Source organism: Agromyces molybdatiresistens (assembly GCF_052748445.2).
The window spans coordinates 1,039,937-1,063,952 of record NZ_CM188258.1; the positions used below are offsets into that span (position 1 = coordinate 1,039,937).

The 24,016-nt window shown below is 71.9% G+C and carries 25 protein-coding genes; 14 read left to right on the forward strand and 11 right to left on the reverse strand.

Annotated elements, in window-relative coordinates:
* Positions 1 to 5: 5 nt before the first annotated feature.
* Positions 6 to 839, reverse strand: coding sequence for an alpha/beta hydrolase (locus ACULK2_RS04750; protein ID WP_445968715.1), 834 nt, complete (start codon positions 837 to 839; stop codon positions 6 to 8).
* A 139-nt stretch (positions 840 to 978) separates the two neighbouring features.
* Here ACULK2_RS04750 and ACULK2_RS04755 point away from each other — a divergent pair, with 139 nt between their 5' ends.
* Complete coding sequence (locus ACULK2_RS04755; protein ID WP_445968714.1) at positions 979 to 1,575, forward strand: TetR/AcrR family transcriptional regulator; 597 nt, start codon at positions 979 to 981, stop codon at positions 1,573 to 1,575.
* Positions 1,576 to 1,610: 35 nt separating this feature from the next.
* Here ACULK2_RS04755 and ACULK2_RS04760 read toward each other — a convergent pair whose 3' ends face one another.
* The gene (locus ACULK2_RS04760) at positions 1,611 to 2,855 is read right to left on the reverse strand and encodes an ROK family protein (protein ID WP_445968713.1); all 1,245 of its coding nucleotides are present in this window, start codon (positions 2,853 to 2,855) and stop codon (positions 1,611 to 1,613) included.
* A 129-nt stretch (positions 2,856 to 2,984) separates the two neighbouring features.
* Here ACULK2_RS04760 and ACULK2_RS04765 point away from each other — a divergent pair, with 129 nt between their 5' ends.
* The 4 genes from ACULK2_RS04765 to ACULK2_RS04780 all read left to right on the forward strand — a co-directional run bounded on the left by ACULK2_RS04765 (position 2,985) and on the right by ACULK2_RS04780 (position 7,963).
* Entirely contained in the window at positions 2,985 to 4,277 is a 1,293-nt protein-coding gene (locus ACULK2_RS04765) for an ABC transporter substrate-binding protein (protein WP_445968712.1), read from the forward strand.
* 26 nt (positions 4,278 to 4,303) lie between these two features.
* Entirely contained in the window at positions 4,304 to 5,269 is a 966-nt protein-coding gene (locus tag ACULK2_RS04770) for a carbohydrate ABC transporter permease (protein WP_445968711.1), read from the forward strand.
* Complete coding sequence (locus tag ACULK2_RS04775; RefSeq protein WP_445968710.1) at positions 5,269 to 6,195, forward strand: carbohydrate ABC transporter permease; 927 nt, start codon at positions 5,269 to 5,271, stop codon at positions 6,193 to 6,195. Before ACULK2_RS04770 ends, ACULK2_RS04775 begins: the two co-directional genes overlap by 1 nt.
* Before the next feature lie 76 nt (positions 6,196 to 6,271).
* Positions 6,272 to 7,963, forward strand: coding sequence for a glycoside hydrolase family 13 protein (locus ACULK2_RS04780; protein ID WP_445968709.1), 1,692 nt, complete (start codon positions 6,272 to 6,274; stop codon positions 7,961 to 7,963).
* Between the two features lie 168 nt (positions 7,964 to 8,131).
* On the opposite strand, the gene ACULK2_RS04785 is transcribed toward ACULK2_RS04780, so the two are convergent.
* Together ACULK2_RS04785 and ACULK2_RS04790 are read right to left on the reverse strand one after the other, a co-directional pair.
* Positions 8,132 to 9,397 (reverse strand): endonuclease/exonuclease/phosphatase family protein, encoded by a 1,266-nt coding sequence (locus tag ACULK2_RS04785; RefSeq protein ID WP_445968708.1) that lies wholly within the window; start codon positions 9,395 to 9,397, stop codon positions 8,132 to 8,134.
* 116 nt (positions 9,398 to 9,513) lie between these two features.
* Positions 9,514 to 10,254, reverse strand: a complete 741-nt coding sequence (locus tag ACULK2_RS04790) for a maleylpyruvate isomerase N-terminal domain-containing protein (protein ID WP_445968707.1) — start codon at positions 10,252 to 10,254, stop codon at positions 9,514 to 9,516.
* A gap of 80 nt (positions 10,255 to 10,334) precedes the next feature.
* Between ACULK2_RS04790 and ACULK2_RS04795 the strand changes: the two genes are divergently transcribed.
* Positions 10,335 to 10,943 carry a class I SAM-dependent methyltransferase gene (locus tag ACULK2_RS04795; RefSeq protein WP_445968706.1) on the forward strand — a complete coding sequence of 203 codons (609 nt, stop codon included), beginning with the start codon at positions 10,335 to 10,337 and terminating at the stop codon, positions 10,941 to 10,943.
* The gene (locus tag ACULK2_RS04800; RefSeq protein ID WP_445968705.1) at positions 10,940 to 11,659 is read left to right on the forward strand and encodes an NAD-dependent deacylase; all 720 of its coding nucleotides are present in this window, start codon (positions 10,940 to 10,942) and stop codon (positions 11,657 to 11,659) included. Before ACULK2_RS04795 ends, ACULK2_RS04800 begins: the two co-directional genes overlap by 4 nt.
* Before the next feature lie 239 nt (positions 11,660 to 11,898).
* Here the strand turns inward: ACULK2_RS04800 and ACULK2_RS04805 are convergent, their stop codons facing one another.
* Positions 11,899 to 13,281, reverse strand: coding sequence for an MFS transporter (locus ACULK2_RS04805; RefSeq protein ID WP_445968704.1), 1,383 nt, complete (start codon positions 13,279 to 13,281; stop codon positions 11,899 to 11,901).
* 27 nt (positions 13,282 to 13,308) lie between these two features.
* Positions 13,309 to 14,070: an EI24 domain-containing protein gene (locus tag ACULK2_RS04810; protein WP_445968703.1), complete on the reverse strand. Its 762-nt coding sequence runs from the start codon at positions 14,068 to 14,070 to the stop codon at positions 13,309 to 13,311.
* 216 nt (positions 14,071 to 14,286) lie between these two features.
* Here ACULK2_RS04810 and ACULK2_RS04815 point away from each other — a divergent pair, with 216 nt between their 5' ends.
* Both ACULK2_RS04815 and ACULK2_RS04820 read left to right on the forward strand, forming a co-directional pair.
* A complete protein-coding gene (locus tag ACULK2_RS04815; RefSeq protein WP_445968702.1) occupies positions 14,287 to 15,228 on the forward strand; it encodes a cytochrome b/b6 domain-containing protein in 942 nt (313 codons plus the stop codon).
* Positions 15,229 to 15,268: 40 nt separating this feature from the next.
* Positions 15,269 to 15,463 (forward strand): hypothetical protein, encoded by a 195-nt coding sequence (locus ACULK2_RS04820; RefSeq protein WP_445968701.1) that lies wholly within the window; start codon positions 15,269 to 15,271, stop codon positions 15,461 to 15,463.
* Positions 15,464 to 15,508: 45 nt separating this feature from the next.
* Here the strand turns inward: ACULK2_RS04820 and ACULK2_RS04825 are convergent, their stop codons facing one another.
* Positions 15,509 to 16,573: a PHP domain-containing protein gene (locus tag ACULK2_RS04825; protein ID WP_445968700.1), complete on the reverse strand. Its 1,065-nt coding sequence runs from the start codon at positions 16,571 to 16,573 to the stop codon at positions 15,509 to 15,511.
* A 12-nt stretch (positions 16,574 to 16,585) separates the two neighbouring features.
* Positions 16,586 to 16,957: a VOC family protein gene (locus tag ACULK2_RS04830; RefSeq protein WP_445968699.1), complete on the reverse strand. Its 372-nt coding sequence runs from the start codon at positions 16,955 to 16,957 to the stop codon at positions 16,586 to 16,588.
* Between the two features lie 201 nt (positions 16,958 to 17,158).
* Here ACULK2_RS04830 and ACULK2_RS04835 point away from each other — a divergent pair, with 201 nt between their 5' ends.
* Genes ACULK2_RS04835 through ACULK2_RS04845 form a run of 3 tightly spaced genes read left to right on the forward strand, consistent with a single transcriptional unit; the run spans position 17,159 to position 19,577 of the window.
* The gene (locus ACULK2_RS04835; protein ID WP_445968698.1) at positions 17,159 to 18,364 is read left to right on the forward strand and encodes an AI-2E family transporter; all 1,206 of its coding nucleotides are present in this window, start codon (positions 17,159 to 17,161) and stop codon (positions 18,362 to 18,364) included.
* The gene (locus ACULK2_RS04840) at positions 18,361 to 18,756 is read left to right on the forward strand and encodes a hypothetical protein (RefSeq protein WP_445968697.1); all 396 of its coding nucleotides are present in this window, start codon (positions 18,361 to 18,363) and stop codon (positions 18,754 to 18,756) included. Before ACULK2_RS04835 ends, ACULK2_RS04840 begins: the two co-directional genes overlap by 4 nt.
* 5 nt (positions 18,757 to 18,761) lie before the next feature.
* Entirely contained in the window at positions 18,762 to 19,577 is an 816-nt protein-coding gene (locus tag ACULK2_RS04845) for a nitroreductase family protein (RefSeq protein ID WP_445968696.1), read from the forward strand.
* Positions 19,578 to 19,602: 25 nt separating this feature from the next.
* Here the strand turns inward: ACULK2_RS04845 and ACULK2_RS04850 are convergent, their stop codons facing one another.
* Positions 19,603 to 20,082, reverse strand: a complete 480-nt coding sequence (locus tag ACULK2_RS04850; RefSeq protein WP_445968695.1) for an NUDIX hydrolase — start codon at positions 20,080 to 20,082, stop codon at positions 19,603 to 19,605.
* A gap of 279 nt (positions 20,083 to 20,361) precedes the next feature.
* On the opposite strand from ACULK2_RS04850, the gene ACULK2_RS04855 reads away from it, so the two are divergent.
* The gene (locus ACULK2_RS04855) at positions 20,362 to 21,003 is read left to right on the forward strand and encodes an SDR family oxidoreductase (protein WP_445968694.1); all 642 of its coding nucleotides are present in this window, start codon (positions 20,362 to 20,364) and stop codon (positions 21,001 to 21,003) included.
* A 27-nt stretch (positions 21,004 to 21,030) separates the two neighbouring features.
* On the opposite strand, the gene ACULK2_RS04860 is transcribed toward ACULK2_RS04855, so the two are convergent.
* The gene (locus ACULK2_RS04860; RefSeq protein WP_445968693.1) at positions 21,031 to 21,972 is read right to left on the reverse strand and encodes a phytanoyl-CoA dioxygenase family protein; all 942 of its coding nucleotides are present in this window, start codon (positions 21,970 to 21,972) and stop codon (positions 21,031 to 21,033) included.
* Positions 21,973 to 22,065: 93 nt separating this feature from the next.
* Between ACULK2_RS04860 and ACULK2_RS04865 the strand changes: the two genes are divergently transcribed.
* On the forward strand, positions 22,066 to 22,899 hold the full coding sequence (locus ACULK2_RS04865; protein WP_445968692.1) for a helix-turn-helix domain-containing protein: 834 nt from the start codon (positions 22,066 to 22,068) through the stop codon (positions 22,897 to 22,899).
* Between the two features lie 36 nt (positions 22,900 to 22,935).
* Here the strand turns inward: ACULK2_RS04865 and ACULK2_RS04870 are convergent, their stop codons facing one another.
* Positions 22,936 to 23,958: a LacI family DNA-binding transcriptional regulator gene (locus ACULK2_RS04870; protein ID WP_445968691.1), complete on the reverse strand. Its 1,023-nt coding sequence runs from the start codon at positions 23,956 to 23,958 to the stop codon at positions 22,936 to 22,938.
* Positions 23,959 to 24,016 lie beyond the last annotated feature (58 nt).

The window sequence follows — 24,016 nt, forward strand, 5'->3', positions numbered from 1 at the left end:
CCGGCTCACGCCGCGGCGGGCTGCGCCTCCGCGTGCTCGAGGGCCCAGGTCAGCGCGAAGTCGGCGACTTCCTCCCAGCCGTCCTGGCTGACGATCCGGTGGGTGCGTCCGGGGAACTCCCTGTAGTCGACGACGGCGGGGCTGCCGGTCTTCCGGTACTTCTTCACGATCGCGCGGCCGATGGCCGGCGGCACGACGTGGTCGATCTCGCCCGAGATCACGAGCAGGGGAGCGCGGTCGGCCCGCGCGTAGTCGACGTGGGTGACCCCGCCCTTCTCGTTGATCGTCGCGGCGACGCCCTCGAAGAACACCCGGTTGTAGGAGTTCACGGCGAACTCCTCCCAGATGCGATCGGATGCCTCGCGGCTGAGGTCGTTGCCGAACGTGAAGTGGAAGTGGCCCTTCGAGATGGGCCTGGCGCCGTTCTGGTCGAACGGGTTCGAGAGGATCGGGAATCCCGTGCGCAGGGTCGACGGGGGCAGCGTCGTGATGCCGGCGGTCTGCCCGGGAGTGACCCCGACGTACGCGATGCCGAGGCCGCGGTCGGCGAGCATCTGCGTGATGACGCCGCCGAACGAGTGGCCCATGATGATCGGCTTCTCGGGCAGCGCCCGGATGATGCGCTCGTAGTGGTCGGTGATCTGCGCGAGTCCGATGCCCGTGAGCGGTTCGGGGTTCGAGCGGATGTCGTCGACCGAGCGGTCGTCGATGCCGGGCCATCCGGGCGCGATGACCTCGTGGCCGAGCGCGCGGAAGCGCTCGGCCCAGGTGTTCCAGCTCTTCGGGGTCATCCAGAGTCCGTGGATGAGGACGATCGGTGGCTTGGTGGTGGTGGTCATGGTTGCTGCTCCTCGGGGTCCGTTCGTGAGTCCATGAGAGGGAGAACGATCGTTCTTCCATGCCGGTGTTCCCAGAATGTACGCCTCGGGCCGAGCGTGTGTCAAGAAAAAAGAGAAAGATCGTTCTATCATTTACGTCATGGCAACACGAAGGAGTCCGACACGTGCCTCTGCGGCGCGCGAGCGGCTCCTCGCGACCGCCGGCGAGCTCTTCTACCGTGAGGGCATCCACTCGGTCGGCGTCGACCGGATCGTGGGGGAGGCGGGCGTCACCCGCGCCACCTTCTACCGTCACTTCCCGAGCAAGGAGGACCTCGTCGAGGCCTACCTCGGCGTCGAGGACGCGCACATCCGCGCCGCGTTCGAGGCGGCCGAGGCGACAGGCGGTGAGCCGCCCGAACTCCTGTCCCTCGTGATCGAGGGGCTCGCCGACGACGTCGCGCGCCACCACACGCGCGGCTGTCCGTTCATCAACGCGGCGGCCGAGTACCCGGATGCCGCGAGCGCCGTGCGCCGGACGGTCGCCGTGCACCGCGACTGGTTCCGGTCCTCGCTCGAGCACCTCCTCGTCTCGGCCGGTGCACCCGACCCCGTCGCGGCGGCCGGCGAACTCGTCCTGCTGCGCGACGCCGCGATGGTCGGAGGCTACTTGGACGGATGGGAGCGCGTGCGGCCCGCGTTCGTGACCTCCGCTCGCCGCGCCGCGGGGTTGCCTGCGGTGACTGCGCGCGCGTAGGGCGCCAGCGACGCAGGCGGAGGCGCCTCAGGGCGTCAGGCCGCGCCTCGGGTCGTGGGCGCGAGGTCGAGCGCGTGCTCTCGCACGAGCGCGAGGGCGTGCTCGATCGCCCCGGCCGTGACGCAGCGTTCGCCGAGTCGGGACGTGCGCAGCTCGGGAGCGGTCGGATCGTCGCTGGCGTCGAGGATGGCCGCCGCCCGATCGACCATCGACGGGAGCGATTCGGCCGCGGCGCCGCTGATGATGATGCGGTCCACATCGAGCAGGTCGCCGAGGACGAAGCAGATCCGTGCCAGGCGGTCGGCGAGGCGGTCGATGATCGCGACCGCGACGGTGTCACCGGCGCCGGCCGCATCGCCGATGTCGGACTCGACGAGCGTCGCGGGATCCACACGGCCCAGTGCGCTGCCTGCGGGCAGGCCGGCGCGAATGGCCTCGACGGCCCAACGCCGGGCGAGGAGGGCGAGGCCCTCGGGGGAGCCGACGCCCTCGACGTGCTCGAGGAACCGCAGTTCGCCGGCACCGCCGCGACGCCCGCGCACGAGTCGACCATCGATCATCAGGCCGGCGCCCATGCCTTCGCCGACGATGAGCGCGATGTACGAGTCGACGTCGCGGCCGCCGCCCTCCGGGGTCGAGCCTTCGGCGATCGCGGCGAGGTTCGCGTCGTTCTCGACCGTGACGAGTCGGGCCTCCCCGTCGAACACCTCCGCGTAGCCGGGGTTGGTGATGCTCCAGAACCAGTCCTCGGCGGGTGAGGCGCCGTCGCGGTCGACCGGCGCGGGAACCGCGACGGTGATCGCCAGCACCTCGGCGGGGTCGACGCCCGCGTCCGCGAGTGCGCCGCGGACCGCGACGCGAGCGAGCGAGCGTCGCTGGTCCGCGTCGGCGAGTCGCTCGACGCGGCCCGGCCCGGGGGCCGGGATGACGACCCCGTGCCGACCGAGGGGGGCGCCGCGCAGATCGGCCACCGTCGCCGACACGTGGTCGTAGCCCGCGTCGACGCCGACGACGACCGCGGCGCGCTCGCGCAGCGCGTACCGACGGGCCGGCCGGCCCTTCGTGTAGGCGCCGACCGATCGCGCGTCGTCGAGTTCCTCGAGCCACCCCTGTCGGAGCAGTTCGTCGCAGACTCCGATGACGGTCGAGCGCGTGAGCCCGGTGGCCGCCATCGCGTCGGTCGCGGTGAACGCGCCGGCACGCCAGGCGTGCTCGAACACCCGCCGGGCGTTCACCTGCCGCAGCACCTGCGGCGATGTCGCGGATTCGATCCTGTCCACCACTTGACCTTTCCGTACCCCTCGGTCATTATTTACGACAACAAGTAAATCTACACTCTATATTTACTCCGTCAGGGTCGACGGGCCGGGCAACGGCACGGTCGATCCGGAAGCAGAGGAGACGACGAGGTGCCTCACCGCCCAGACCGCCCCACCTCCCGCGCCGATCGGCGCCGCCGGATTCCACTCGCGCTCGCGACGGCGGGCCTCCTCGGGGCCACGCTCGCACTGTCCGGCTGCGCCGGCGCCGGCGGCGGGACCTCCGAGATCACGTTCCACATGTCGAAGCCCGAGGCGATCCCGTACTTCCGCGAGCTCGTCGAGCAGTTCAACGCGGAGCAGTCCGACGTCCGGGTCACGCTCGACACCGCCTCGAACCTCTCGGCCGGGTTCCTCCGCGGCAACCCGCCCGACGTCGGGCTGCTCAACTACAACTACGAGATGGCGCGGTTCATGGAACGCGGGGCGCTCTCCGACCTCTCGGACATGCCCGAGGCCGACCGCATCCGCCCCGAGGTGCAGGAGCTCGTGGACCAGTACGCCACCTACCCGGGCCGCACCAGCGTGCTGCCCTACTCGGTCGCCGCGGCATCCGTCATCTACAACGTCGAGATGTTCGAGGAGAACGGCCTCGAGGTCCCCACGACCTGGGACGAACTCATCGCGGTGTGCGAGGAGCTCGAGGCCGCCGGCATCACGCCGATCTACAGCACGTTCAAGGACCCGTGGACGCTCGGCCAGGGTCTCTTCGACTACTCCGTCGGCGGCCTGATCGACGTGCCCGAGTTCCTGGACCGGATGGAGGAGCTCGGCACCGAGGTCGGTCCCGACTCGGAGGTCTCGTTCCAGAAGACGATCCTCGAGCCCTCGGAGAAGATGACGCAGCTCGCCGACTACTCCAACGACGACGCCGAGAGCCGCGGCTACGGCGACGGCAACGTCGCCTTCGCGAACGGCGAGGCCGCCATGTACATGCAGGGCCCGTGGGCGTTCGGCGAGATCGCGAAGACGAACCCCGACCTCGAGCTCGCCACCTTCCCGCTGCCCTCGTCGGACGACCCCGACGATCTCACGGTCCGGGTCAACCTCGACCTCGCCCTGTGGATCCCCGAGGCCAGCACCGAGAAGGCGGCCGCGCGCGAATTCGTGTCGTACCTCATGCAGCAGGACGTGATGGACGAGTACAACGCGGCGTTCCTGGGCTTCGGCACGACGACCGAGGCGGCGGATGTCACGGACGAGCGCATCATCCCGATGCAGGAGTACTACGACGCCGGAGCGTTCACCCAGGGGCTCTCGCGCTCCATCCCGCTGACCATCCCGATCGACAACTACCTCCAGGCCATGGCGACCGGCGCGGACATCCCCGCGACGCTCGCCAAGATCGACGCGGACTGGGCACGACTGGCCCTGCGCGGCTGACCCGGCGACTCGAGAGGACGAACGCCATGACCACATCCATCACCCCGGCCGCCGCGGCCGCCGGCTCGCTCGTCGACGAGGCCGAGCACGGCCAGGTCGATCACCTCGCGGGCTCGGCCCACGACAAGCGGGGCCGGCCCCGGGTCGACCCGGTCTACTACTGGTTCCTGATCCCCACGCTCGTGCTGTTCACCCTCGCGATCACCGTCCCGGCGGTCCTCGGCATCTTCTACTCGTTCACGAACTTCATCGGATTCGGCGAGTGGCAGTTCATCGGGCTCACGAACTACATCGCGGTGTTCACCGACCCGGCGATCCTCGCCTCCTACGGCTTCACGTTCGGCTTCGCGATCGTGACGGTGCTGCTCGTGAACGTCATCGCGTTCCTGCTCGCGGTGGGGCTCACATCGCGCATCAGGCTGAAGACGCCGCTTCGGGCGGTGTTCGTGATCCCGATGGTGATCTCCGGCATCGTGATCGCCTACGTCTTCAACTTCCTGTTCTCGAACTCGCTGCCGGCGTTCGGCGCAGCCGCCGGCATCCCCTGGCTGTCGGAGTCGATCCTCGCGAATCCCGACCTCGCGTGGGTCTCGATCGTCATCGTGACCGCCTGGCAGTCCATCCCCGCGACCCTGCTGATCTACATCGCCGGACTGCTCTCGATCCCCGGCGAGGTGTACGAGGCCGCCGACATCGACGGGGCCGGCGCGGCTCGCCGACTCTGGTCGGTGACGCTCCCGCTCGTCGCTGGCTACGTGGTGATCAACATCATCATCGGCTTCAAGAACTACCTGAACGTGTACGAGGTCATCGTCGGCCTGACGAACGGCGGTCCGGGCACCGCCACGCGCAGTATCGCGATGACGATCTTCACGGGCTTCACCGGCGGCGACTACGCCTACCAGATGGCCAACGCGACGATCTTCTTCATCATCGCCGTCGCGATCTCGGTCCTCCAACTTCGAATCTCCCGCGGAAGGGCGGCGATCTGATGACCCAGACAGCAGCGAAGCGGCTTCCCGCTTCCGTCTCGACCACGCGCTCGCGCGACGAGGCCGTCGCCACGCGGGCGCCGCGCCGCCGGGGCCGCGTCGGCCAGGAGCGGACGAACTGGACGACCCTGGTCATCCTGCTCCTCTGCGCCCTGACCGTGCTCCTCCCGCTCTACGTCACGATCTCGATGTCGCTGAAGTCGACATCGCAGGCGGTCGACGGCAATGCGTTCTCCCTGCCGAACCCGATCGACTTCTCGGGCTTCGCGCAGGCGTGGGAGCTGACCAACTTCCCCGTGGCCTTCATGATCTCGCTGTTCATCACCGCCGGCACCGTCGTCGGCACGGTGATCCTCGGGGCCCTCGCGTCGTACGCGATCGTGCGGAACTGGGACCACCGGCTGTTCCGCTGGTCGTTCTTCTACCTGCTGACGGCGCTGTTCCTGCCGTTCCCCGTCGTCGCGCTCCCGCAGATCCAGCTCACGGGACTCGTCGGACTCGCCAACCCGGTGGGCGTCATCATCCTGAAGATCATGTTCGAGCTGTCGTTCAGCATCCTGCTGTTCACGGCGTTCCTCCGCTCGATCCCGCTCGAACTCGAGGAGAGCGCCCGGATCGACGGCGCGACGACGTGGCAGACGTTCCGCCAGTTGATCTTCCCGCTGCTCGCCCCCATGAGCGCGACGGTCGCGATCTTCGCGTTCCTCGCCTCGTGGAACGACTTCATGATGCCGTCGCTCATCATCGCCGACTCCGCACAGCAGACCCTGCCCGTCGTGCAGTCGATCTTCCAGACGCAGTTCAGCAACAACTACAACGTCTCGTTCGCGTCGTACCTCATGGCCATGGCACCCGCGATCATCGTCTACCTGTTCACCCAGCGCTGGGTCATGGAGGGCGTGACGCAGGGCGCGGTCAAGGGATGACCGCAGGCCGACCCGGTACCGTGCCGTGACCGCGCACCGAGAACCCGAACCCCGAACCACTCCCGAAGGGACCCCGATGACCGACCTCCTCGCCCACCTCGACGCCGACCGGGTGCTCGCCCCCGACCGCGACTGGTGGCGCCAGGCCGCCGTGTACCAGATCTATCCGCGCAGCTTCGCCGACGCGAACGGCGACGGCATCGGCGACCTGACGGGGATCACCTCGCGGATCCCGTACCTGGTCGAGCTCGGGGTCGACGCGGTGTGGTTGTCGCCGTTCTACCCGTCGGCGCTCGCCGACGGCGGGTACGACGTCGACGACTATCGCGACGTCGACCCCAAGCTGGGCACCCTGGCCGACTTCGACGAGATGATCGCGGCGCTGCATGCCGCCGGCATCCGCCTCATCGCCGATATCGTGCCGAACCACTCGTCGAACCGGCACGAGTGGTTCCGCGAGGCGCTCGCGTCGCCTCCCGGCTCCGCAGCACGCGAGCGGTACATCTTCCGTGACGGCGAGGGCCCGGACGGCACGCAGCCGCCGAGCGACTGGCAGTCGATCTTCGGCGGCTCGGCGTGGGAGCCCGTCGGCGACGGGCAGTTCTACCTGCACCTCTTCGCGCCCGAGCAGCCCGACCTGAACTGGGCGAACCGCGAGGTGCGCGACGACTTCCTCCGCACCATCCGGTTCTGGGCCGACCGCGGGGTCGACGGGTTCCGGGTGGATGTCGCGCACGGCCTGGCGAAGGACCTCACCGCCCCACTGCGTTCGCACGCCGAGCTGGAGGCGACCAAGCTCGCCGGCGACGGGTCGCACCCGTTGTGGGACCGGGAGGAGCTCGACGAGATCTACGCCGAGTGGCGGGCCGTGTTCGACGAGTACGACCCGCCGCGGATCGCGGTCGCCGAGGCCTGGGTGGCCCCCACTCGCCGGCACCGGTACGCGGCGCCGACCAGCCTGGGGCAGGCGTTCAACTTCGACCTGCTGCGGGCGAACTTCGACGCGGGCGAGTTCCAGGAGATCGTGGACCGGAACATGGTGTTCGCCGCCGAGACCGGTTCGTCGAACACCTGGGTGTTCTCCAACCACGACGTCGTCCGCCACGCGACCCGGTACGGACTGCCCGACGACCACACCGTCGAGTACGACCTCGGCAAGGCCTGGTTGCTGTCGGGCGGGGTGACGCCCGAGGTCGACGTCGAGCGCGGCCTCCGGCGGGCGCGGGCGGCCACGCTGTTCCTCCTGGGACTGCCCGGCAGCGCGTACCTGTACCAGGGCGAGGAGCTCGGCGTGCCGGAGGTTCCCGCGATCCCGGACGCGGCACGCCAGGACCCCACGTTCTTCCGCAACGCGGGCGTCGAGGTCGGCCGCGACGGATGCCGGGTGCCGCTGCCGTGGACCGCGAACGCGCCGTCCTTCGGGTTCGGGCCCACGGATGCAGCGCACCTGCCGCAACCGGACTGGTTCGCCTCCTACGCCGTCTCAGTCCAAGAGGCCGACCCCGGCTCGACGCTCTCGATGTACCGCCGGGCACTCGCCCTGCGCCACGAGCTGCAGGCCGAGGAGAAGCTGGCGTGGGTGACCCTCGACGGCCCCGACGTGCTCGCCTACCAGCGACCCAGCGGATGGATCGTGGTCACCAACTTCGGCACCGCCCCCGCTGAACTCCCCCCACCCCTCACCGACCGCGAGATCGTGCACTCCAGCGAGCCCGCACCCCCCACGCCCGGCGTCGTCCCCCCGGAGACCACCATCTGGCTGCGCTGACCACCCGCCCCGCGCCCGCGCGCCCGCGGGCGCGCCCGCGCCCGCGCGCCCGATCGAGTGCGGTTTCCGCGATCGAGTACCGGATGATCCGACCTCCACCCCAGGAACCGCACTCCATCGGAATCCGGCGCGGGCGGGCGCGGGCGGGCGACGGGCCGACCGAACGCGTCAGCCGCGCACGTGCACGTCGACCCAGACCAAGCGGTGATCGCTCGACGGGAACGGGAACGTGCCGGTGAGCGCCGACAGCGGGTCCGACGAGACCGGCCAGAACACGCCCGCGTCGGCGACGCGGAGGTCCTTCGACGGCAGCACGTAGTCGGCGCGCAGGTTGCCCGGTGCCGGGTTGTCGTTGAAGTCGGCCGTGTCGAGCGCGGGGTCGCCCTCGTGGGCGAGGTTCGCGCCGCCCTGGAGCAGCGCGGCCTCGACCGCGCCCTCCGACGTGGGCATCGGATCGGTGATGCGCGGGTGGTCGAGCAGCTGGTCGATCGCGGCATCCACCGAGTCGCCGTCGAGCGGGTCGGCGTTCTGGTCGCCGAGGATCACGAACGACGAGCCTGGCTTCAGGCCGCCCGTCGCGCCCTCGTCGTCGGAGATGTAGCGCGACGCGGCGCCCGGCGAGACGTAGTCGGCCCAGAACCGGATCTCGTCGTGGTTGCGCAGACCGTTGCGATCCTCGGCGCCGTCGAAGGTCGGCGGCGTCGGGTGCGAGGCGAGCACGTGCACCGTGCGGCCGTCCACCTCGACCGGCACGTCCCAGTGCGACTTGCTCGAGAGGCGGAACACCTCCAGTTCCTCGGGCGAGTACCAGTCGGCCGGCGCCGCGGTGTTCGGGTCGTCCGGCAGCAGCGCCCCCGGCATGTCCTTCCAGAGGAAGTGCTGGAACGTGCGCACCGCGTCGGTGTCGATCGGATGCTTCGAGAGCACCGCCATCCCGAACTGGCCGGGGAAGAGCCCGAAGCCGAACGCATCGTCGCCGCCTGCGACGACGCCGTTGTTGTTCAGGTCGAAGCCGCTCGGGATGCCCGTGTTCGACGGTGCGACGAACGCGTACGGGTACTCGACCGGGTCGGCACCGCCCTGCGAGACCTCGAGGTAGTTGTCGCGGAACAGGTCGGCCGCGAGGCCGCCCTCGACGTAGTCGAACTCGTTGAGCAGCACGATGTCGGGGTTCGCGCGCTGGATGACCTCGGCGACGGTCTTCGCCTGCGCGTTCGCGCCCGTCGACAGGTCCTCGACGAGCTGGCCCTCCGCGTTGCGGTTGAGCGACAGGTTGTACGTCGCGACGCGGACGGTGTCGGCTCGCCCCGGCTCGCCGCCGGGCGCGGCCTGCGCGGGCGCGGCGAGGGCCCCGGCTCCGAGGGCGACGGCCGCGGCGACGGCGGCGGTCGAAGCGCGGCGGGCGGTGCGGGGGCGTGGTCGTCTCGTGGACATGCGAGCTCCTCTGCTGGCGGGATCGATGCTCCCGGGATCCGTTGCCGCCAACGGTAGGCCGTTCCGGTGACGTCCGGAAGAACCCCGCGCGAACGAGCGGAGGCGCTCGAACGCGCTCAGAGGTGCACGGGCGTGGTCGCGAGTGCCTGCGCCGCCGCCGCGTCGCCCTCCACCCGGAACCGATCCGTCGACTCCGGTGCGGCACGCTCCCAGAGCAGCAGCGCCAGGTCGCCGACGTCGGCCGTGATGGTCGCAACCGCGTCGGATGCCGAGCCTGCCCGCCCGCGTCCGAGCCGCCAGTCCATGCTCACCCGCCAGGCGTCACCGGTGTCCGGGGCGACCAGGGCGACCGGCCCCGGCAGGGGCCGGATGCCGCGGCGGCGCGCCTCGGCCATGAACACCTCGCCGAACTCGTCGAGCGCGTCGGCCCGCCCGGCCGGCGGAACCTCGGGCGGGAATCGGGGGTCCGGCTCCCGGGCCGTGCGGAGGTCCCACAGGTGCTTGGCGGCCTCGTGCGCCATCCGTCGATGCCAGAACGACACCGTTCCCACGGCGCCGTAGAGGATCGGCACGGGTCGCTCGGGGTCGGCCGCCTCGAGCACGTCGACGAGACGGCGACCGCCGTCACGGAACCAGGCGGCCCGGGCCGCGCCCTCGGGCCGGCGGAACTCGCGCCGATCGGCCGGCGCGCCCGTGCGCACCTGCTCGGCCGCCCAGCGCTGGATCGTGCCGAGGTGGTCGACGATCCGGCCCGCGGTGGGCCAGATCCTCGAACGCACGGGCGCTTCCGGATCGGTCGCGCCCGCTTCGCCGGCGAACGCCTCCGTCACGGTGCGCAGGTCGCGGATCGCACTCATGCGCTCATCCTGCCCTGCGTGGCCGACGAGGTCACGCGGCGCCGCTTGACGCGTCGCCGGCGGCGTGGTCGCATGACGGGATGGATGCCGCCCGGCCCCCGCTCATCACCGACGACGACCTCGACGACCTCGAACGCGAGGCGATCGGGCGCGTGCGCGGTCGCGTGCTCGAGATCGGCGCGGGGGAGGGCGAGAACTTCGGCGCGTTCGATCACGAGGTCGAGTGGATCGGCCTCGAACCCGACGCCGATCGTCGCATCGAGCTCGCGCAGCGGGCGCGCGAATGGCGGCACGAGGCCGAACCCCTCGACGCCGTGGCCGAGCGCATCCCGCTGCCCGACGGCGCGGTCGACGCCGTCGTCGGCACGTACGTGCTCTGCTCCGTCACCGACCAGGCGAGCGCGCTCGCCGAGGTGCGGCGCGTGCTCCGTCCCGGCGGCACGGTGGTCTTCGTCGACCACGTGGCCGCCCCGCCGGGCACGATGAAGCGCGGCGTCCAGCGGGTGGTCACGCCGTTCTCGACGCGGTTCTGCCACGGCTGCCACTGGGACCGCGACACGGGCGCCGCGCTCGCCGACGCCGGCTTCGAGGTCGACGAGGCGCGGCTCGTGCGCGTGCCCTCGTTCCCGTTCGGCCCGACGCGCGTGCTCGTCTACCGCGGGCACGTGCCCGAGGCGGGCGCCGGGTGACCCCGGGAGTCGCCGGCACGCCGCGCATCGTCGTGCTCACGGGAGCCGGCATCTCCGCCGAGAGCGGCGTGCCGACCTTCCGCGACGCGGGCGGACTCTGGGAGGGCCACCGGGTCGAGGACGTCGCGACGCCCGAGGCGTTCGAACTCGACCCCGACACCGTGCAGCGGTTCTACGACGCCAGGCGGCGGGCCGTGGCATCCGTCGCCCCGAACCCGGCGCACGCGGCGCTCGCCGGCCTCGAGCGCGAGCTCGGCGACGACCTCCTCGTCGTCACGCAGAACATCGACGACCTGCACGAGCGCGCCGGGTCGACCCGTGTGCTGCACATGCACGGCGAGCTCGGCCGCGTGCGCTGCGTCGCCTGCGAGTCTCGGTCCGATGCGCCGGGCGATCTCCTCCCCGGCCCGGCGTGCGCGAACTGCGGCGAGCGGATGCTGCGCCCCGACGTCGTCTGGTTCGGCGAGATGCCGTACGGGCTCGATGAGATCGACGTCGCGCTCGCCGCATGCGAGGCGTTCGTCGCCATCGGCACCTCCGGCGCCGTCTACCCGGCCGCCGGGTTCGTCCTGACCGCGTCGGCGTTCGGAGCGGAGACCCTCGAGCTGAACCTCGCCGAGAGCGAGATCACGCCGTTCTTCGCCGAGAGCCGGCTCGGGCCGGCGAGCCTGCTCGTGCCCGCGTGGGTCGACGAGGTGCTCGGCCGCCGTCGCTGAGTCCGGCCCGGCCCGGTTCGCGGTCGCAACGTCCCCGGGCCGTCGAACGACGACGGATGCCGCGGTGCGTGGGCGGCCGCCGCGGCATCCGGCGCCGAGCCTGATGCGTCGCCCGTCGCGCCCGGGACGAGCCCGCGGGTCGGACGCGTGGATCATGACGGTCCCTCATCACCTACTTCGCCGGGCAGGGCGGGATCGGATGCACCCGCATGGGAGATCGCGGTCGAGTGCCCGTCCGCTCAGGCCGCGCGATCGGGTCGCCAGGCGATCGCGACCAGGAGCGTCGCGAGCGCGAGCGCGATCGTGACGGCGGCGAGGATCGCCCAGTCGGCGGGATCGGTCCCACCCGCGAACGACAGCCCCACGACCACCGCCGCTCCGATGCAGCCGAGGCTGCGGGAGGTCTGGAACAGGCCCGCCGCCTGGCCGACGTGCTCGCGCGGGGCGGCGACGTACAGCGACTGCGTGATCGAGACGAGCACGAACACGTAGGGGATGCCGACGGCGGCCGTCGCCGCCAGCACCACCCAGGCCGCCGTGGACGAGCCGAGCGCGAGCAGCGCGACGGTGCCGACGCTCAGCGCGCCCAGCCCGATCACGAGTGTGCGCTGGAGCCCTCGGCGGTCGATGAGCCGCTCCACGAGCGGAGCCGTGACGACGTTGAAGGCCGCGAGCGGCAGCAGCAGCACGCCGATGACGTCGGTGCGATATCCCGCGTGGTCCTCGAGGTACTGGGGGATGCCGAACAGCGCCCCGTAGAACACGAGGTTCGCGAGGACGAACAGGGCGAAGACGCGCACGAGCGGCAGGTCGGCGGCGAGCAGCCGCAGGTCGATGAACGGCGACGCGACGCGGAGCTCCCGCCAGGCGAAGAGCGCGCCGGCGACGGCGATCAGGGGCAGCAGCAGCCACGGGGGGTCGTCGGCCAGCTCGAGCAGGAAGCCGAGCAGGGCGGAGATCGTCACGATGAACAGCGCGACCCCGGGAAGGTCGGACTCGGCGAGGGTCCGCCGGAGCGGGACGTGGGCACGCGGGGCGTCGCGCGGCGCGAGGATGCCCGTGCTCACGAGCGCGAGGGCCGCGAGCGGGATGTTGATCCAGAAGATCGCCGGCCAGCCGTACGCGACGATGAGGAGACCGCCGAGGACGGGACCGATCGCGGCCGAGGTCGTGTCGACGAGCTGGATGCGCCCGATCATCCTCGTGGCGTTCCCGCCGCTCGTCGCCGCGACGGCGCGGAGCATCGCGGCGGCCGAGGGGAACGCGGTCGCCGTGCCGACGGCGAGGACGACGCGCACGGCGCAGAGCAGGACCAGGTCGGTGGCGAACGGCCCGAGTGCGCCGGCGACGGCGACCGTCCACATCCCGAGGGTGAACACCCGACGCGGGCCGTACCGGTCCGCGAGACGGCCCATGACCGGCTGGAGCACGGCCGAGGTCAGGTAGTAGACCGAGATCACCCAGGTCACGGTCGCGACGTCGACCCCGAACTCGCGGCGGAGCGTGCTCAGCGCCACCGCGATCATGCCCGAGTTCAGGGCGCTCAGCAGCGTGCCCGTGCAGAGCGCCGCGAGGACCCAGCGCGCGTGGTGCCGCGCGGGTGCATCGGCGGTGGGCGACATCGGCGACCCCCTCACCCGTCGCGGTCGTCAGGACTCGGGCCGAGCCTCCCGCGGGGCGTCGACCCTGTCAACCGCCGACCGCGCGAGCAGCGTCGCACCGGCCACGGCGGCCGGCATGGTCGCGATCGCGCCGAACGGCACGAGGAAGCACAGCTGCGTCGCGACGCCGAAGCCGAGGAAGCGCCAGCGATTCGCGCGGAGCAGCGCACGGCGCGCCTCGGGGGCGATGCCGCGGGCGTCGAGCGCGCGCGCCGTGAGCTCGCGCGCGAGCAGCCGGCCGGTCAGCACGGCGCCGAGGATCGCCGCCGCCACGGCCCCGACCACCGGCACGAAGCCCACGATTCCCACGAGCACCGCCGACAGCAGGCCCTGCAGGACAAGCACCACCGAGCCGCGCACGCCGCTCCAGAATCCGGGCGCCTCCCCGGGCGGGCTCCCGTCGGCATCGGTCTCGACCGCGATCCAGATGCGCTCGTAGAACGGATCGCCGACGATCAGGGTGAGCGCAGTGAACGTCACGAACGCGAGCACCGCCGCGCCCGCGAAGACCACGACCGCCACGAGCGTGCGGAAGGCGATGCGCCAGAACTCCACCCACGCGTCCGCGAACGGCGTCGCCCAGTCGACGATCCCGGGCAGGCCGACGCCGAGGGCCACGAGCCCCCAGGCGAGCCCGGCGAACACGATGGCCGCCGGCACGAGGCCGAGCAGCATCACGCCGGGGTCGCGTCGCCAGAACGCGAAGCCGCGTCCCAGCATCCTTGCCCCGTCGGCGAGATCGTGCAGCACCGGGCCAGCATAGGTCGGGTGGCGGATGCCGCGGCGGCAGCCGCACGGTGCGACGCGGTGTTGCGGCCGCGTCACGCGCTCCCAGCCGACGGCGATATCGTCGGAGGCATCCGTTCCACGCCCGGCGCGCATGCGCGCCGCCCGGCGGCCGACCCGCCCGGTCGAACCCGCCCGGCGGCCGCCGCCGGCATCCGTCGAAGAAGGACCCGACGCCGAATGACCACGACGCCCACGACGTCCGCCCGCGCCGCCGAATGGTGGAGGGCGCAGCGCACGCGCGTGCTGTGGGGCACGCTGATCGTCGTCGTCGCGCTCGCCGTGCTGATCGTGATCGCCCGGCTGCTCCGCGGGGTGCCCGCGGTCGAGGCGTTCGTCGAGACGTACCCGGGCATCGTGCCGCCGCCTGAGGGCACGCCCGTCGGCATCCCGTGGTGGCTCGGCTGGCAGCACTTCCTCAACGCCTTCTTCCTGGTGCTGCTCGTCAAGACGGGGCTCGAACTCCGCGGCAGGCGCCGCCCGCCCGGCTTCTGGACGCGCGACAACACGCGCTGGCCGCGCACGAAGCGCGCGCCCCGCCGCCTCGGCATCTGGCTGTGGTTCCACCTCTGGCTCGACGCGCTGTGGGTGCTCGTCGGCATCACGTACGTCGTGCTGCTCTTCGCGACCGGGCAGTGGCTGCGCATCGTGCCGACGGACTGGGCCGTGGTCCCGAACGCGATCTCGGCCGCGCTGCAGTACGCGTCGCTCGACTGGCCGACCGAGGACTCGTGGGTCGTCTACAACGCGCTCCAGCAGCTCGCCTACTTCGCGGTCGTGTTCGTCGCGGCCCCGCTCGCGCTCGTCACGGGCCTGCGCCTGTCGTCGATCTGGCCCGTCGAGGGCCGCTGGGCGTCGGCGAAGAGCGAGCGGATGGCGCGTGCCCTCCACTACCCGACGATGCTGTTCTTCCTCGCCTTCACGTTCGTGCACGTCGTGCTCGTGCTCTCGACGGGCGCGCTCCGCAAGCTCAACCAGATGTACGCGGCGCGCGACGCCGACGACTGGCTCGGCGCCGCCGTGTTCGCGCTGTCGGTCGTCGCCATGGTCCTGGCGTGGGTGCTCGCGAAGCCCCCGCTGCTCAAGCGCATCGCCGCGAGGTCGGGGCGCGTGCAGGGCTGACCGTTCCCGGGGACGCCGCCCCGGCGGTTAGGCTCGACGGATGAGTCGAACCGTCTGGACCGTCCTCGGCGTGATCGCCGCCGTCGTCATCGCCTGGTTCCTCGTCGACCTGGTCTTCAGCGTGCTGTGGTTCGTCGTGAAGCTCGCGATCGTCGCGGTGGTCGCGGTCGTCGTGTTCTTCGTGCTGCGCCGCCTGGTGAGCCGTCGCGACGACGGTCGGGCGGTCGAACGGTAGGCCCAGGTCCACCTCGGCGGGCGGCCACGTCCGGCGCCTGCGCGCCTAGCGCTTCTTCGAGCCGGCCCAGTCGACCAGCCGGTCGGCCTCCCACGTCGTGACGATGCGCTCGGGCGGCACGCCCGCGGCCTCGGCGCGTGCGGCGCCGAGTGCCAGGAACCCGAAGTGGCCGGGCGCGTGTCCGTCGGTGTCGATCGAGAACCGGCAGCCCGCGTCGAGGGCGAGGGCGATCAGCTCGTCGGGCGGGTCCTGGCGCTCGGGGCGGGAGTTGATCTCGACGGCGACGTCGTGCTCGGCGCACGCGGCGAACACCGCCTCGGCGTCGAACTCCGACTGCGGGCGCGTTCCGCGCGAGCCCTGCACGAGCCGGCCCGTGCAGTGCCCGAGCACGTTCATGCGCGGGTCGCGGATGGCACGCAGCATCCGCGTGGTCATCTCGTCGCGCGGTGCGCGGAGCTTCGAGTGCACGCTCGCGACGACGACGTCGAGCCGGTCGAGCAGGTCGGGGCGCTGGTCGAGAACGCCGTCCTCGAGAATGTCGACCTCGATGCCCGTGAGGATGCGCACCCCCAGGTCGCCGCGGTCGCGCCCGTCGCGCTCGGCCTCGTCGCGGTCGGGCTCGCCGAGTCCGGCGTTCAGCGCCGCGACGATCTCGAGCTGCGACTCGAGCCGCTCGGGCGAGAGCCCGTTCGCGACGCGCAGCGTCGGCGAGTGGTCGGTCAGCGCGAAGTACTCCAGGCCCGCGGATGCCGCGGCGCGCGCCATCGCGGCGATGCTCGTCGTGCCGTCCGACCAGTCCGAGTGGGCGTGCAGGTCGCCGCGCAGCAGCGCGCGAAGTCCCGTGGCCGACTCGACACCCGCCTTCGCGCGGAGGTCGGCGAGGTAGGTCGGCACCGTCCCGTCGAGCGCCTCGACGATCACGCCGAGGCTCGAGTCGCCGATGCCCGGCGTGCGCTTCAGCCGTCCATCGGCGACGCGGGCGCGCAACTCGTCGTCGGAGAGCGGGCCGATCACTCCTGCCGCCCGGCGGAACGCCTTCGCCTTGAACGGCGAGGCGAGCTGCACCTCGAGCAGCGACGCGATCTCCTCCAACGCCTGGACCGGATCCATCCGCGGCGCCCCTCAGCGGTGCTGGTCGACGAGGACCGGGTTGCCGTCGGGATCGACGAGGATGAAGCTCGCCGGGCCGGTCCCGCTCTCGTCGGCCTCCGAGACGAACTCGGCGCCGGCCTCGCGCAGACGCCGCTGCAGCTCGCGTACGTCCGTGAACGGATCGACCTCGGCCGCCGACTGGTCCCAGCCGGGGTTGAAGGTGAGCATGTTGCGCTCGAACATGCCCTGGAAGAGCCCGATCACGTGCGAGCGGTTGCGGAGGATCAGCCAGCCCTGGTCGGCGTCACCGCCGAAGGCCTCGAATCCGAGCCGTTCGTAGAACTCCCGCGAGGCGGCGAGGTCGCTGACGGCGAGGCTGACGGAGAACGCACCGAGGTCCATCGCCCCAGTCTGCTCGCGTTCACCCCTCCGCGGAACCCGCTCGTCGTGACCGCGAGCAGGTCGACGCGCCGGGCGAGGGACTCCGCGGCGCCTGGAGCCGCGCGGAGCGTGGAGCGGGTGGCGGCGCGGCGAAGAATAGCGCATCGGCCTCACTCCGCGAGGGGGCTGCGACGCGGCGCCCGCGCGGCCTAGGGTCGAGCCATGATCTTCGGCAGAGGACGAGACGACTCCGACGATCCCGAGACGCATGACTCCGGAGGCGAGGAGGTGCGCCGCGGCGCCGGCGGCCCGATCTGGAACGACCGCCTCGGGCGGTGGGCGATCCGCAGCGTGCAGATCCTGCTCGTGACGGCGCTCGGGGCGCTCGCCGTGTGGGCGCTGCTGCAGGTCCGCCTCCTCGTCATCCCCGTGCTCATCGCGCTCATCCTCGCCTCGGCGGCGGCACCGCTCGTCGCATGGCTGCGCCGCAAGGGCTGGTCTCCGATGCTCGCGGCGTGGACCACGCTGCTCGGCGGCATCCTCGTCCTCGGGGGCATCATCACGGCCATCGTCTTCGCGGTGCGCGGCCAGTGGGACAGCCTCGTCGAGTCGGCCACCGAGGGCTTCGACGACCTGCTCGGCTGGGTGCAGGACCTGCCGATCCCGATCGACCAGCAGCAGATCGACGACGCGCGCGACGCCATCATCGACTTCGTCACGAGCGCCGAGTTCGGCCAGACCGCGCTCACCGGCGTCTCCCGCGCGACCGAGTTCGTGACCGGGCTCATCCTCATGCTCGTGGTGCTGTTCTTCTTCCTGAAGGACGGCGACCGCATCTGGGCGTTCTTCATGCGCCCGTTCCGCGGCGAGCGGCTCGAGCGCGGCCGCCGGGTCGGCACCACGAGCGTCAAGGTGCTCGGCGGGTACATCCGCGGCACCGCGATCGTCGCCTTCGTCGACGCGTTCTTCATCGGACTGGGCCTCGCGATCCTGCAGGTGCCCCTGGCGCTGCCCCTCGCCGTGATCGTGTTCCTCACCGCCTTCATCCCGCTCGTCGGCGCGACCGTCGCCGGCATCCTCGCCGCGCTCGTCGCCCTCGTCGCCAACGGGCCCGTCGTCGCCCTGATCGTCGTCGCGATCGTGATCGTCGTGAACCAGCTCGAGGGCGACCTGCTCCAGCCGGTCGTCATGGCGCAGTCGCTGAAGCTGCACCCCCTGGTCATCCTGATCGCGCTCACCGGCGGCACGATCCTCGGCGGCATCGTCGGCGCCGTGCTGGCCGTCCCCCTCGTCGCCCTCGGCTGGGCCATCGTCAAGGTCTGGGACGGCGAGGACCCGTCGATCGACGAACGAAAGCAGCTCAAGCTCAGGCGACGGCGGGTGAAGGAGCTCAAGGCCGCCGCGGCCGCCGGGACGCCGGACGCGTGAGCCGCGGCATGCGGGCTCGTCGCGTTCGGCCGTGCGTCGAGCGCGGGGTTCCGGATGCCGCGCCGGCCCTGTTCACCGCCACCGCCGCGGCCTACGCCGCGAACGCCGGCCTTGGGGCGTCGGTCGCGCTGCGCCTCGTGGACACGCGGGACTTCCGCTGGGTGCACCACGCCCTGTACATCACGACGTTCGCCCTCTCGGCCGCCGCGTTCTCGACGGCGTGGTGGGGGCGCCCGCGCGAGGCGTCGAGCGCCGCCGCCGCGACGCTCGCCCCGGCGTTCGTGCCGCTCGCGATCATCCCGTACGCGGGCACGCGCACGCGGCGGCATCCGCTCATCGCCCTCACCGCGGCGCCGTTCGTGTTCGCCGCCGCGATCCGATCCAGGAGGTAACCCGCATGGAACTGCTCGAGGCGATCCGCCGCCGTCGGACGACGAACGGGCCCTTCCTGCCCGATCCCGTCTCGGAGGAGCACCAGCGCATCCTCATCGAGGCCGCCGGCCGGGCACCCTCGCAGCTGAACAGCCAGCCGTGGCGGTTCGTGCTCATCGAGGACCGCGCCACCGTCGACACGATCGCCCGGATATCCGGCGAGAGCATGACCGAGGCCATGTCGAACGGCACGTTCTTCGAGCGGTACAAGCCCTACTTCCGCTTCAGCCAGGCCGAGATGGAGGAGAAGCGCTCGGGCATGCTGTTCGACCGGCTGCCGGCGGCGCTCCGGCCCTTCACGAGCCAGGTGTTCACGAAGCGCGGGCAGAAGCTCATGAACACCTTCGGCGTGCCGAGGACGCTCGGCGAGGAGAACCGCAAGCTGGTCGCCGGCTCGCCGCTGCTCTTGGGCGTCATGCTCGACCGGTCCGAGTACCGGCCCGGGCAGCTGTCGTCGTTCTACTCGGTGTTCAGCATGGGCGCCGCGATGGAGAACGTCTGGCTCACGACGGTCGAGCTCGGGATGGGCATCCAGTTCATCTCGTTCCCGATGGAGGTGCCCGGCCGCTGGGAGGAGATCGTGCGGCTGCTCCAGGTGCCCGACGAGCTCGAACTCATGGCCGTCTATCGGCTCGGGTACGTGCCCGAGGAACAGCGCCGCCCCGCGATCGACTGGGTCAGCCACGAGCGCAAGCTGCCCTCGCAGGTCGTCTTCCGCGAGACGTGCGCGACGCCGCAGGAGGGGTGGGACGAGCCGGTGCTCCGGCCCGGCACGGGGTGACGGATGCCGCCGCCGCGCGCCGCGGTCACCCGTCGCCGCCCGTGGCGAGCCGCTGTTCGAGTCGGTCGAGCGCCGTGACCTGCCCTCTCACGAGGAGCTCGCGCGCCTCGGCGACCGGGACCCACCGTGCCTCATCGATCTCGGGGAACGTGGCGGTGACGCCGGATCGGGGCGGCCATTCGAGCTCGAACAGGCCGGGCCGCAGCTCGTCGACCTCGAAGTCCGGCGTCTCGGCCGCGTAGACGCGCAGCACCTTCGCCGACGACGCGCGGATCGTTCCGAGGTCGACGTAGTCGGCTCGAGGCGCCGGCATGCCGACCTCCTCCTCGAACTCGCGGAAGGCCGCCGCCCGCGGTTCCTCGCCGTGGTCGATGATGCCCTTCGGCATGGACCAGGCGCGCTCGTGCCTCCCCGACCAGTACGGCCCGCCCATGTGGGCGATGAAGACCTCGAGCCCGGGCGTTCGACGGAAGAGCAGTACGCCCGCGCTCTGCAGCGTGGTCATCGGCGGGGGTCGATGCGGATGCGCGTCAGCGCTTGGGTGCGCGGGCGAAGACCCACAGGCACGCCGCGAGGCCGACCCCGCCGACCGCCATGATCCCGAAGATGGCTCCCCAGAGCACCGTTTCGACCGACATGCGCACCTCCGTGTGTGACCGTGGCTTCATTCTGGCCCTCCGGCGGACGCGGGCGCCAGCATCGGACGGACGGTGCCGACGCGGCGGTGGCCCGTCGCGCCGTACGTCGGTAGCGTTGGGGTGTCGAACGGCGGGGGAGGCTGGTCATGGCGAAGGTGCTGATCATCGGCGGGCACGGTCGGGTCGCGTTGCAGCTCGGGCGGATCCTGAGGGAGCGCGGGGACCAGGTCGACTCGGTCATCCGGAACCCCGATCAGTCCGTCGAGGTCGAGAAGACGGGGGCGCGGCCGATCGTCGCCGACGTCGAGACGATGGATGTGCCGGCGCTCGCCGAGCTCATCGCCGGCCACGACGCGATCGTCTGGTCCGCGGGAGCGGGAGGCGGCGACCCTGCGCGCACCCGAGCGGTCGACCACGACGCCGCGGTGCGGTCGATGGATGCCGCGGCGCAGGCCGGCGTCGGCCGGTACGTGATGGTGTCGTACTTCGGCTCGCGCGTCGACCACCGGGTGCCGGCCGACAGCGCGTTCCGGCACTACGCCGACGCCAAGGCCGACGCCGACGAGCACCTCCGCGCGTCGGGGCTCGACTACACGATCCTCGGACCCTCGACCCTCACCGACGGCCCCGGCACCGGGCGCATCGACGTGACCGGCGAGGAGAGCTCCGACGTCGACCGGGCGGATGTCGCCGAGGCCGTCGCCGCCGCGCTGGTCGAACCCGCGACGGTGGGACGCACCATCCGGTTCAACCGCGGCGAGACGCCGATCGCGGAGGCGCTGCGCTGACGTCGGCCTCCGGCCGGCGCGCACCGCTCACGCGCTGAACGGAACGCTGCCCGCGCTGCAGTACGACCCCGGCGAGTGCACGAGGTGGGCGATGCGCAGCTCCGCGTCGTCGTCTCCCGACTCCACGGGACGCAGCGACGGGTCGATCCGCCAGGCGTACGGCGTCTCGTCGGGATTCGCGCGGGCGTGCTCGCGCAGCGCGACGGGCAGCAGCCGGAGTCGGCGACCGACCCACTCGGCATCCCACGGGCCCTCGGCGAGGATCTGCTCGGCGGCGCGGAACTCGTAGTAGATCGTGCGGCGCAGCCGGTTGCCGATCACGGCCTCCGAGCCGTGCACGACCATGACGTCGTGCACCAGAACGTCGCCCGGCTCGAGCTCGACCTGGATGACGTCCGGGGCGTCCCAGCCGTACTCCTCCTGCAGCCGGCACACGTCGACCGGCGCGAGGTGGGAGCCGGGGGCGACGCGCAGCGCACCCTCGCCGGCACGCGAGGCATCGAGGTAGACATCGATGTTGAAGATGCGGTGGCGGCGCGGGTGCACGGCGTCCTGGTGCCAGTCGATCGCGGCGCCGTCGCCCTCGTCCTTGAAGACGAGCGATTCGTAGGTCGGCACGAAATCGGGTCCGGCGAGGCTCTCGGCGATGCCGAGCACCGCCGGGCTGCCGAGCAGCTCCAGCGATGCGGGCTGCGCCTTGGCGTGCAGGTAGTCGACGCGGAACAGGCGCCGCTCGCCGCCGCGCGTGGCCCACTGGTAGTCGGATGCCGCCGGCTCGCCCTCCGCGACGGCGCTGCCGTCGGCGATCCAGGCGTCGGCGGCGGCCTGCAGGCGCGCCAGGGTCGGGCCGGGGATGCGGCCGCGGAGCACGAGATACCCGTGCTCGTCGAAGAATCGCACCTGCTCGGGTGAGAGGTGGTGCGCGGTGGCAACGGATGCCGCAGTCGCGGCGGGGTCGGCGACGGTCATCGTCCTGTCCTTCCTTCCGGTCGTGGTCGCGTTCCACGCTAGGCGGGAGGATCATGCAGTTCTTCCGGCCGGATGTGCGAAGATTCCGGGATCATGCGCACCGATGGCACCGCGATCACTCCTGGGGCAGCGTCGTTCGGACTCGCGTGCTGGCGCGGCGCCCCCGAGGCGATGACCGTCGCCCACCGGCACGACGACCTCGAGTTCAACGTCTCGGCGGGTGCACTGGAGTACCTCGTCGACGGTCGGCTCGTGTCGATCCCCCCGAGCACGCTCGCCGTCTTCTGGGCGGCGCGGCCGCATCAGCTCGTGACCGATGCCACGCGAAGCCTCGTGTCCTGGCTCACCGTGCCGCTCGGCACCGCGCTCGGCTGGAGTCTTCCCTCCGGCCTCGTCGGGCGGCTCCTCGGCGGCGGCTTCGTCCTCGTGGCCGAGCGCGCGGGCCTCGAGCTCGCCTCGCGGGTCGACGTCTGGGCGGGGGAGCTCGCCGCGGGCGGCGAGGGCCGTCGCGCCGCATGCGCCGAGGTGGAGGGATTCGCGAGGCGGACCGCGATCGCGGCCGCCGACGGCGGGGTGGCGACCTCTTCCGCCCCCGGCGCCGGCATCCGGACCGACGCTGCAGCCATGGCGGCGTGGATCTCCGAGCACGCTGCCGATGACCTCCGTGTCGAGGACGTCGCCCGGCAGGTGCACCTCGCCCCGCAGCACGCGATGACGGTGTTCCGCCGCTCGATCGGCATCACCATCGGGGAGTACGTGGCGCAGTGCAGGGTGGCGCGGGCGCAGCACCTGCTGCTCACATCCGCCCTCAGCGTGCCGGAGGTCGGGCATGCCGCGGGCTTCCGCTCGCAGAGCCAGTTCTACGCCAGGTTCCGGGAGCGCTGCGGAGAACCGCCGGCCGCCTACCGCCGGCGACTTCGCGGCTGACGCTTCCGCATCGCGTCCGGCCGGACCGGTCCGCCGTCAGGCGGACTCGCGCCAGACGATCTCGCAGTCGAGGCGCCGCTCGGCGGGCAGGTCCTCGCCGCGCAGTCGCCCGAGCACGAGATCGGCCGCGCCCGCGCCGAGCCCGGCGGCCGGCTGCCGCACGGTCGAGAGCCGGGGCGTGGTGCGCCTGGCCCAGGCGCTGTCGTCGAAGCCGACGACCCCGACGTCCTCGGGCACGCGTCGCCCGGCCTCCTTGAGCGTTTCGAGTGCACCGGCGGCGACCGCATCGGATGCCGCGAAGACGCCGTCGACGTCGGGCGCCCGATCGAGCAGCCGGCGCATGCCCTCGCGGCCCGCCGAGTACGAGTAGAGGGGCACGGGTTCGACGAGCTCGTCGTCGTACCGGTCGCCGAGCGCCTCGCGGAACCCGGCGAGCCGGTCGGCGCCGGAGTCGCGGTCGAGCGCGGCGGCGATCATGCCCATGCGGCGACGGCCGGTCGCCGCGAGGCGTTCCGTGATCGACCGGGCCGCGCCGCGATTGTCGATGACGACGAAGGATGCCGTGCTCGCGGCGCCGGGCGGATGGCCGACGTAGGCCGCAGGCATCTGGAGCCGCTCGACGACGCGCGTGATGGGGTCGTCGGCGCGGGCGGAGACGATGATGACGCCGTCGACGAGCCCGCCGGAGAGGTAGCGGGCGACGCGGTCGGTGTCGCGCTCGGTGTCGACGATGAGCACGGCCATCTGGTGGTCGGCTTCGGAGAGCCGGGCGTTCGCGCCGAGCAGGATCTCGCCGATGTTCGGGTCCTCGACGAACAGGGAGTGCGGCTCGTGCACGATGAAGCCGACCGCCTGGGTCCGCTGCATGACGAGGTTGCGCGCCGCGGTGTTCGGCACGTAGCCGACCTTCGCGATGGCGGCCTCGATGGCCGTGCGCGCGGCTGCCGAGACGTATCGCTCGCCGTTGACGTACCGGCTCACGGTGCCACGCGAGACGCCGGCCTCGAGGGCCACGTCGTGCACGGTGGCGCGCTTGGCGCGGGCCGGCCTGGTCGTCATGCGACTCACTGTACTGCCGCCGGGGTGTTGACACGGCGAAGGCGGGATGGCATTCTGT

What these genes read in the sequence shown, in the direction of transcription:
- ACULK2_RS04785 (WP_445968708.1), bottom strand. Translation starts at nt 9,397, where the DNA reads ATGTCCACGAGACGACCACGCCCCCGCACCGCCCGCCGCGCTTCGACC.
- ACULK2_RS04780 (WP_445968709.1), top strand. Translation starts at nt 6,272, where the DNA reads ATGACCGACCTCCTCGCCCACCTCGACGCCGACCGGGTGCTCGCCCCC.
- ACULK2_RS04750 (WP_445968715.1), bottom strand. Translation starts at nt 839, where the DNA reads ATGACCACCACCACCAAGCCACCGATCGTCCTCATCCACGGACTCTGG.
- ACULK2_RS04825 (WP_445968700.1), bottom strand. Translation starts at nt 16,573, where the DNA reads ATGGATCCGGTCCAGGCGTTGGAGGAGATCGCGTCGCTGCTCGAGGTG.
- ACULK2_RS04850 (WP_445968695.1), bottom strand. Translation starts at nt 20,082, where the DNA reads ATGACCACGCTGCAGAGCGCGGGCGTACTGCTCTTCCGTCGAACGCCC.
- ACULK2_RS04830 (WP_445968699.1), bottom strand. Translation starts at nt 16,957, where the DNA reads ATGGACCTCGGTGCGTTCTCCGTCAGCCTCGCCGTCAGCGACCTCGCC.
- ACULK2_RS04835 (WP_445968698.1), top strand. Translation starts at nt 17,159, where the DNA reads ATGATCTTCGGCAGAGGACGAGACGACTCCGACGATCCCGAGACGCAT.
- ACULK2_RS04755 (WP_445968714.1), top strand. Translation starts at nt 979, where the DNA reads ATGGCAACACGAAGGAGTCCGACACGTGCCTCTGCGGCGCGCGAGCGG.
- ACULK2_RS04770 (WP_445968711.1), top strand. Translation starts at nt 4,304, where the DNA reads ATGACCACATCCATCACCCCGGCCGCCGCGGCCGCCGGCTCGCTCGTC.
- ACULK2_RS04855 (WP_445968694.1), top strand. Translation starts at nt 20,362, where the DNA reads ATGGCGAAGGTGCTGATCATCGGCGGGCACGGTCGGGTCGCGTTGCAG.
- ACULK2_RS04860 (WP_445968693.1), bottom strand. Translation starts at nt 21,972, where the DNA reads ATGACCGTCGCCGACCCCGCCGCGACTGCGGCATCCGTTGCCACCGCG.
- ACULK2_RS04805 (WP_445968704.1), bottom strand. Translation starts at nt 13,281, where the DNA reads ATGTCGCCCACCGCCGATGCACCCGCGCGGCACCACGCGCGCTGGGTC.
- ACULK2_RS04870 (WP_445968691.1), bottom strand. Translation starts at nt 23,958, where the DNA reads ATGACGACCAGGCCGGCCCGCGCCAAGCGCGCCACCGTGCACGACGTG.
- ACULK2_RS04790 (WP_445968707.1), bottom strand. Translation starts at nt 10,254, where the DNA reads ATGAGTGCGATCCGCGACCTGCGCACCGTGACGGAGGCGTTCGCCGGC.
- ACULK2_RS04815 (WP_445968702.1), top strand. Translation starts at nt 14,287, where the DNA reads ATGACCACGACGCCCACGACGTCCGCCCGCGCCGCCGAATGGTGGAGG.
- ACULK2_RS04775 (WP_445968710.1), top strand. Translation starts at nt 5,269, where the DNA reads ATGACCCAGACAGCAGCGAAGCGGCTTCCCGCTTCCGTCTCGACCACG.
- ACULK2_RS04845 (WP_445968696.1), top strand. Translation starts at nt 18,762, where the DNA reads ATGGAACTGCTCGAGGCGATCCGCCGCCGTCGGACGACGAACGGGCCC.
- ACULK2_RS04865 (WP_445968692.1), top strand. Translation starts at nt 22,066, where the DNA reads ATGCGCACCGATGGCACCGCGATCACTCCTGGGGCAGCGTCGTTCGGA.
- ACULK2_RS04795 (WP_445968706.1), top strand. Translation starts at nt 10,335, where the DNA reads ATGGATGCCGCCCGGCCCCCGCTCATCACCGACGACGACCTCGACGAC.
- ACULK2_RS04820 (WP_445968701.1), top strand. Translation starts at nt 15,269, where the DNA reads ATGAGTCGAACCGTCTGGACCGTCCTCGGCGTGATCGCCGCCGTCGTC.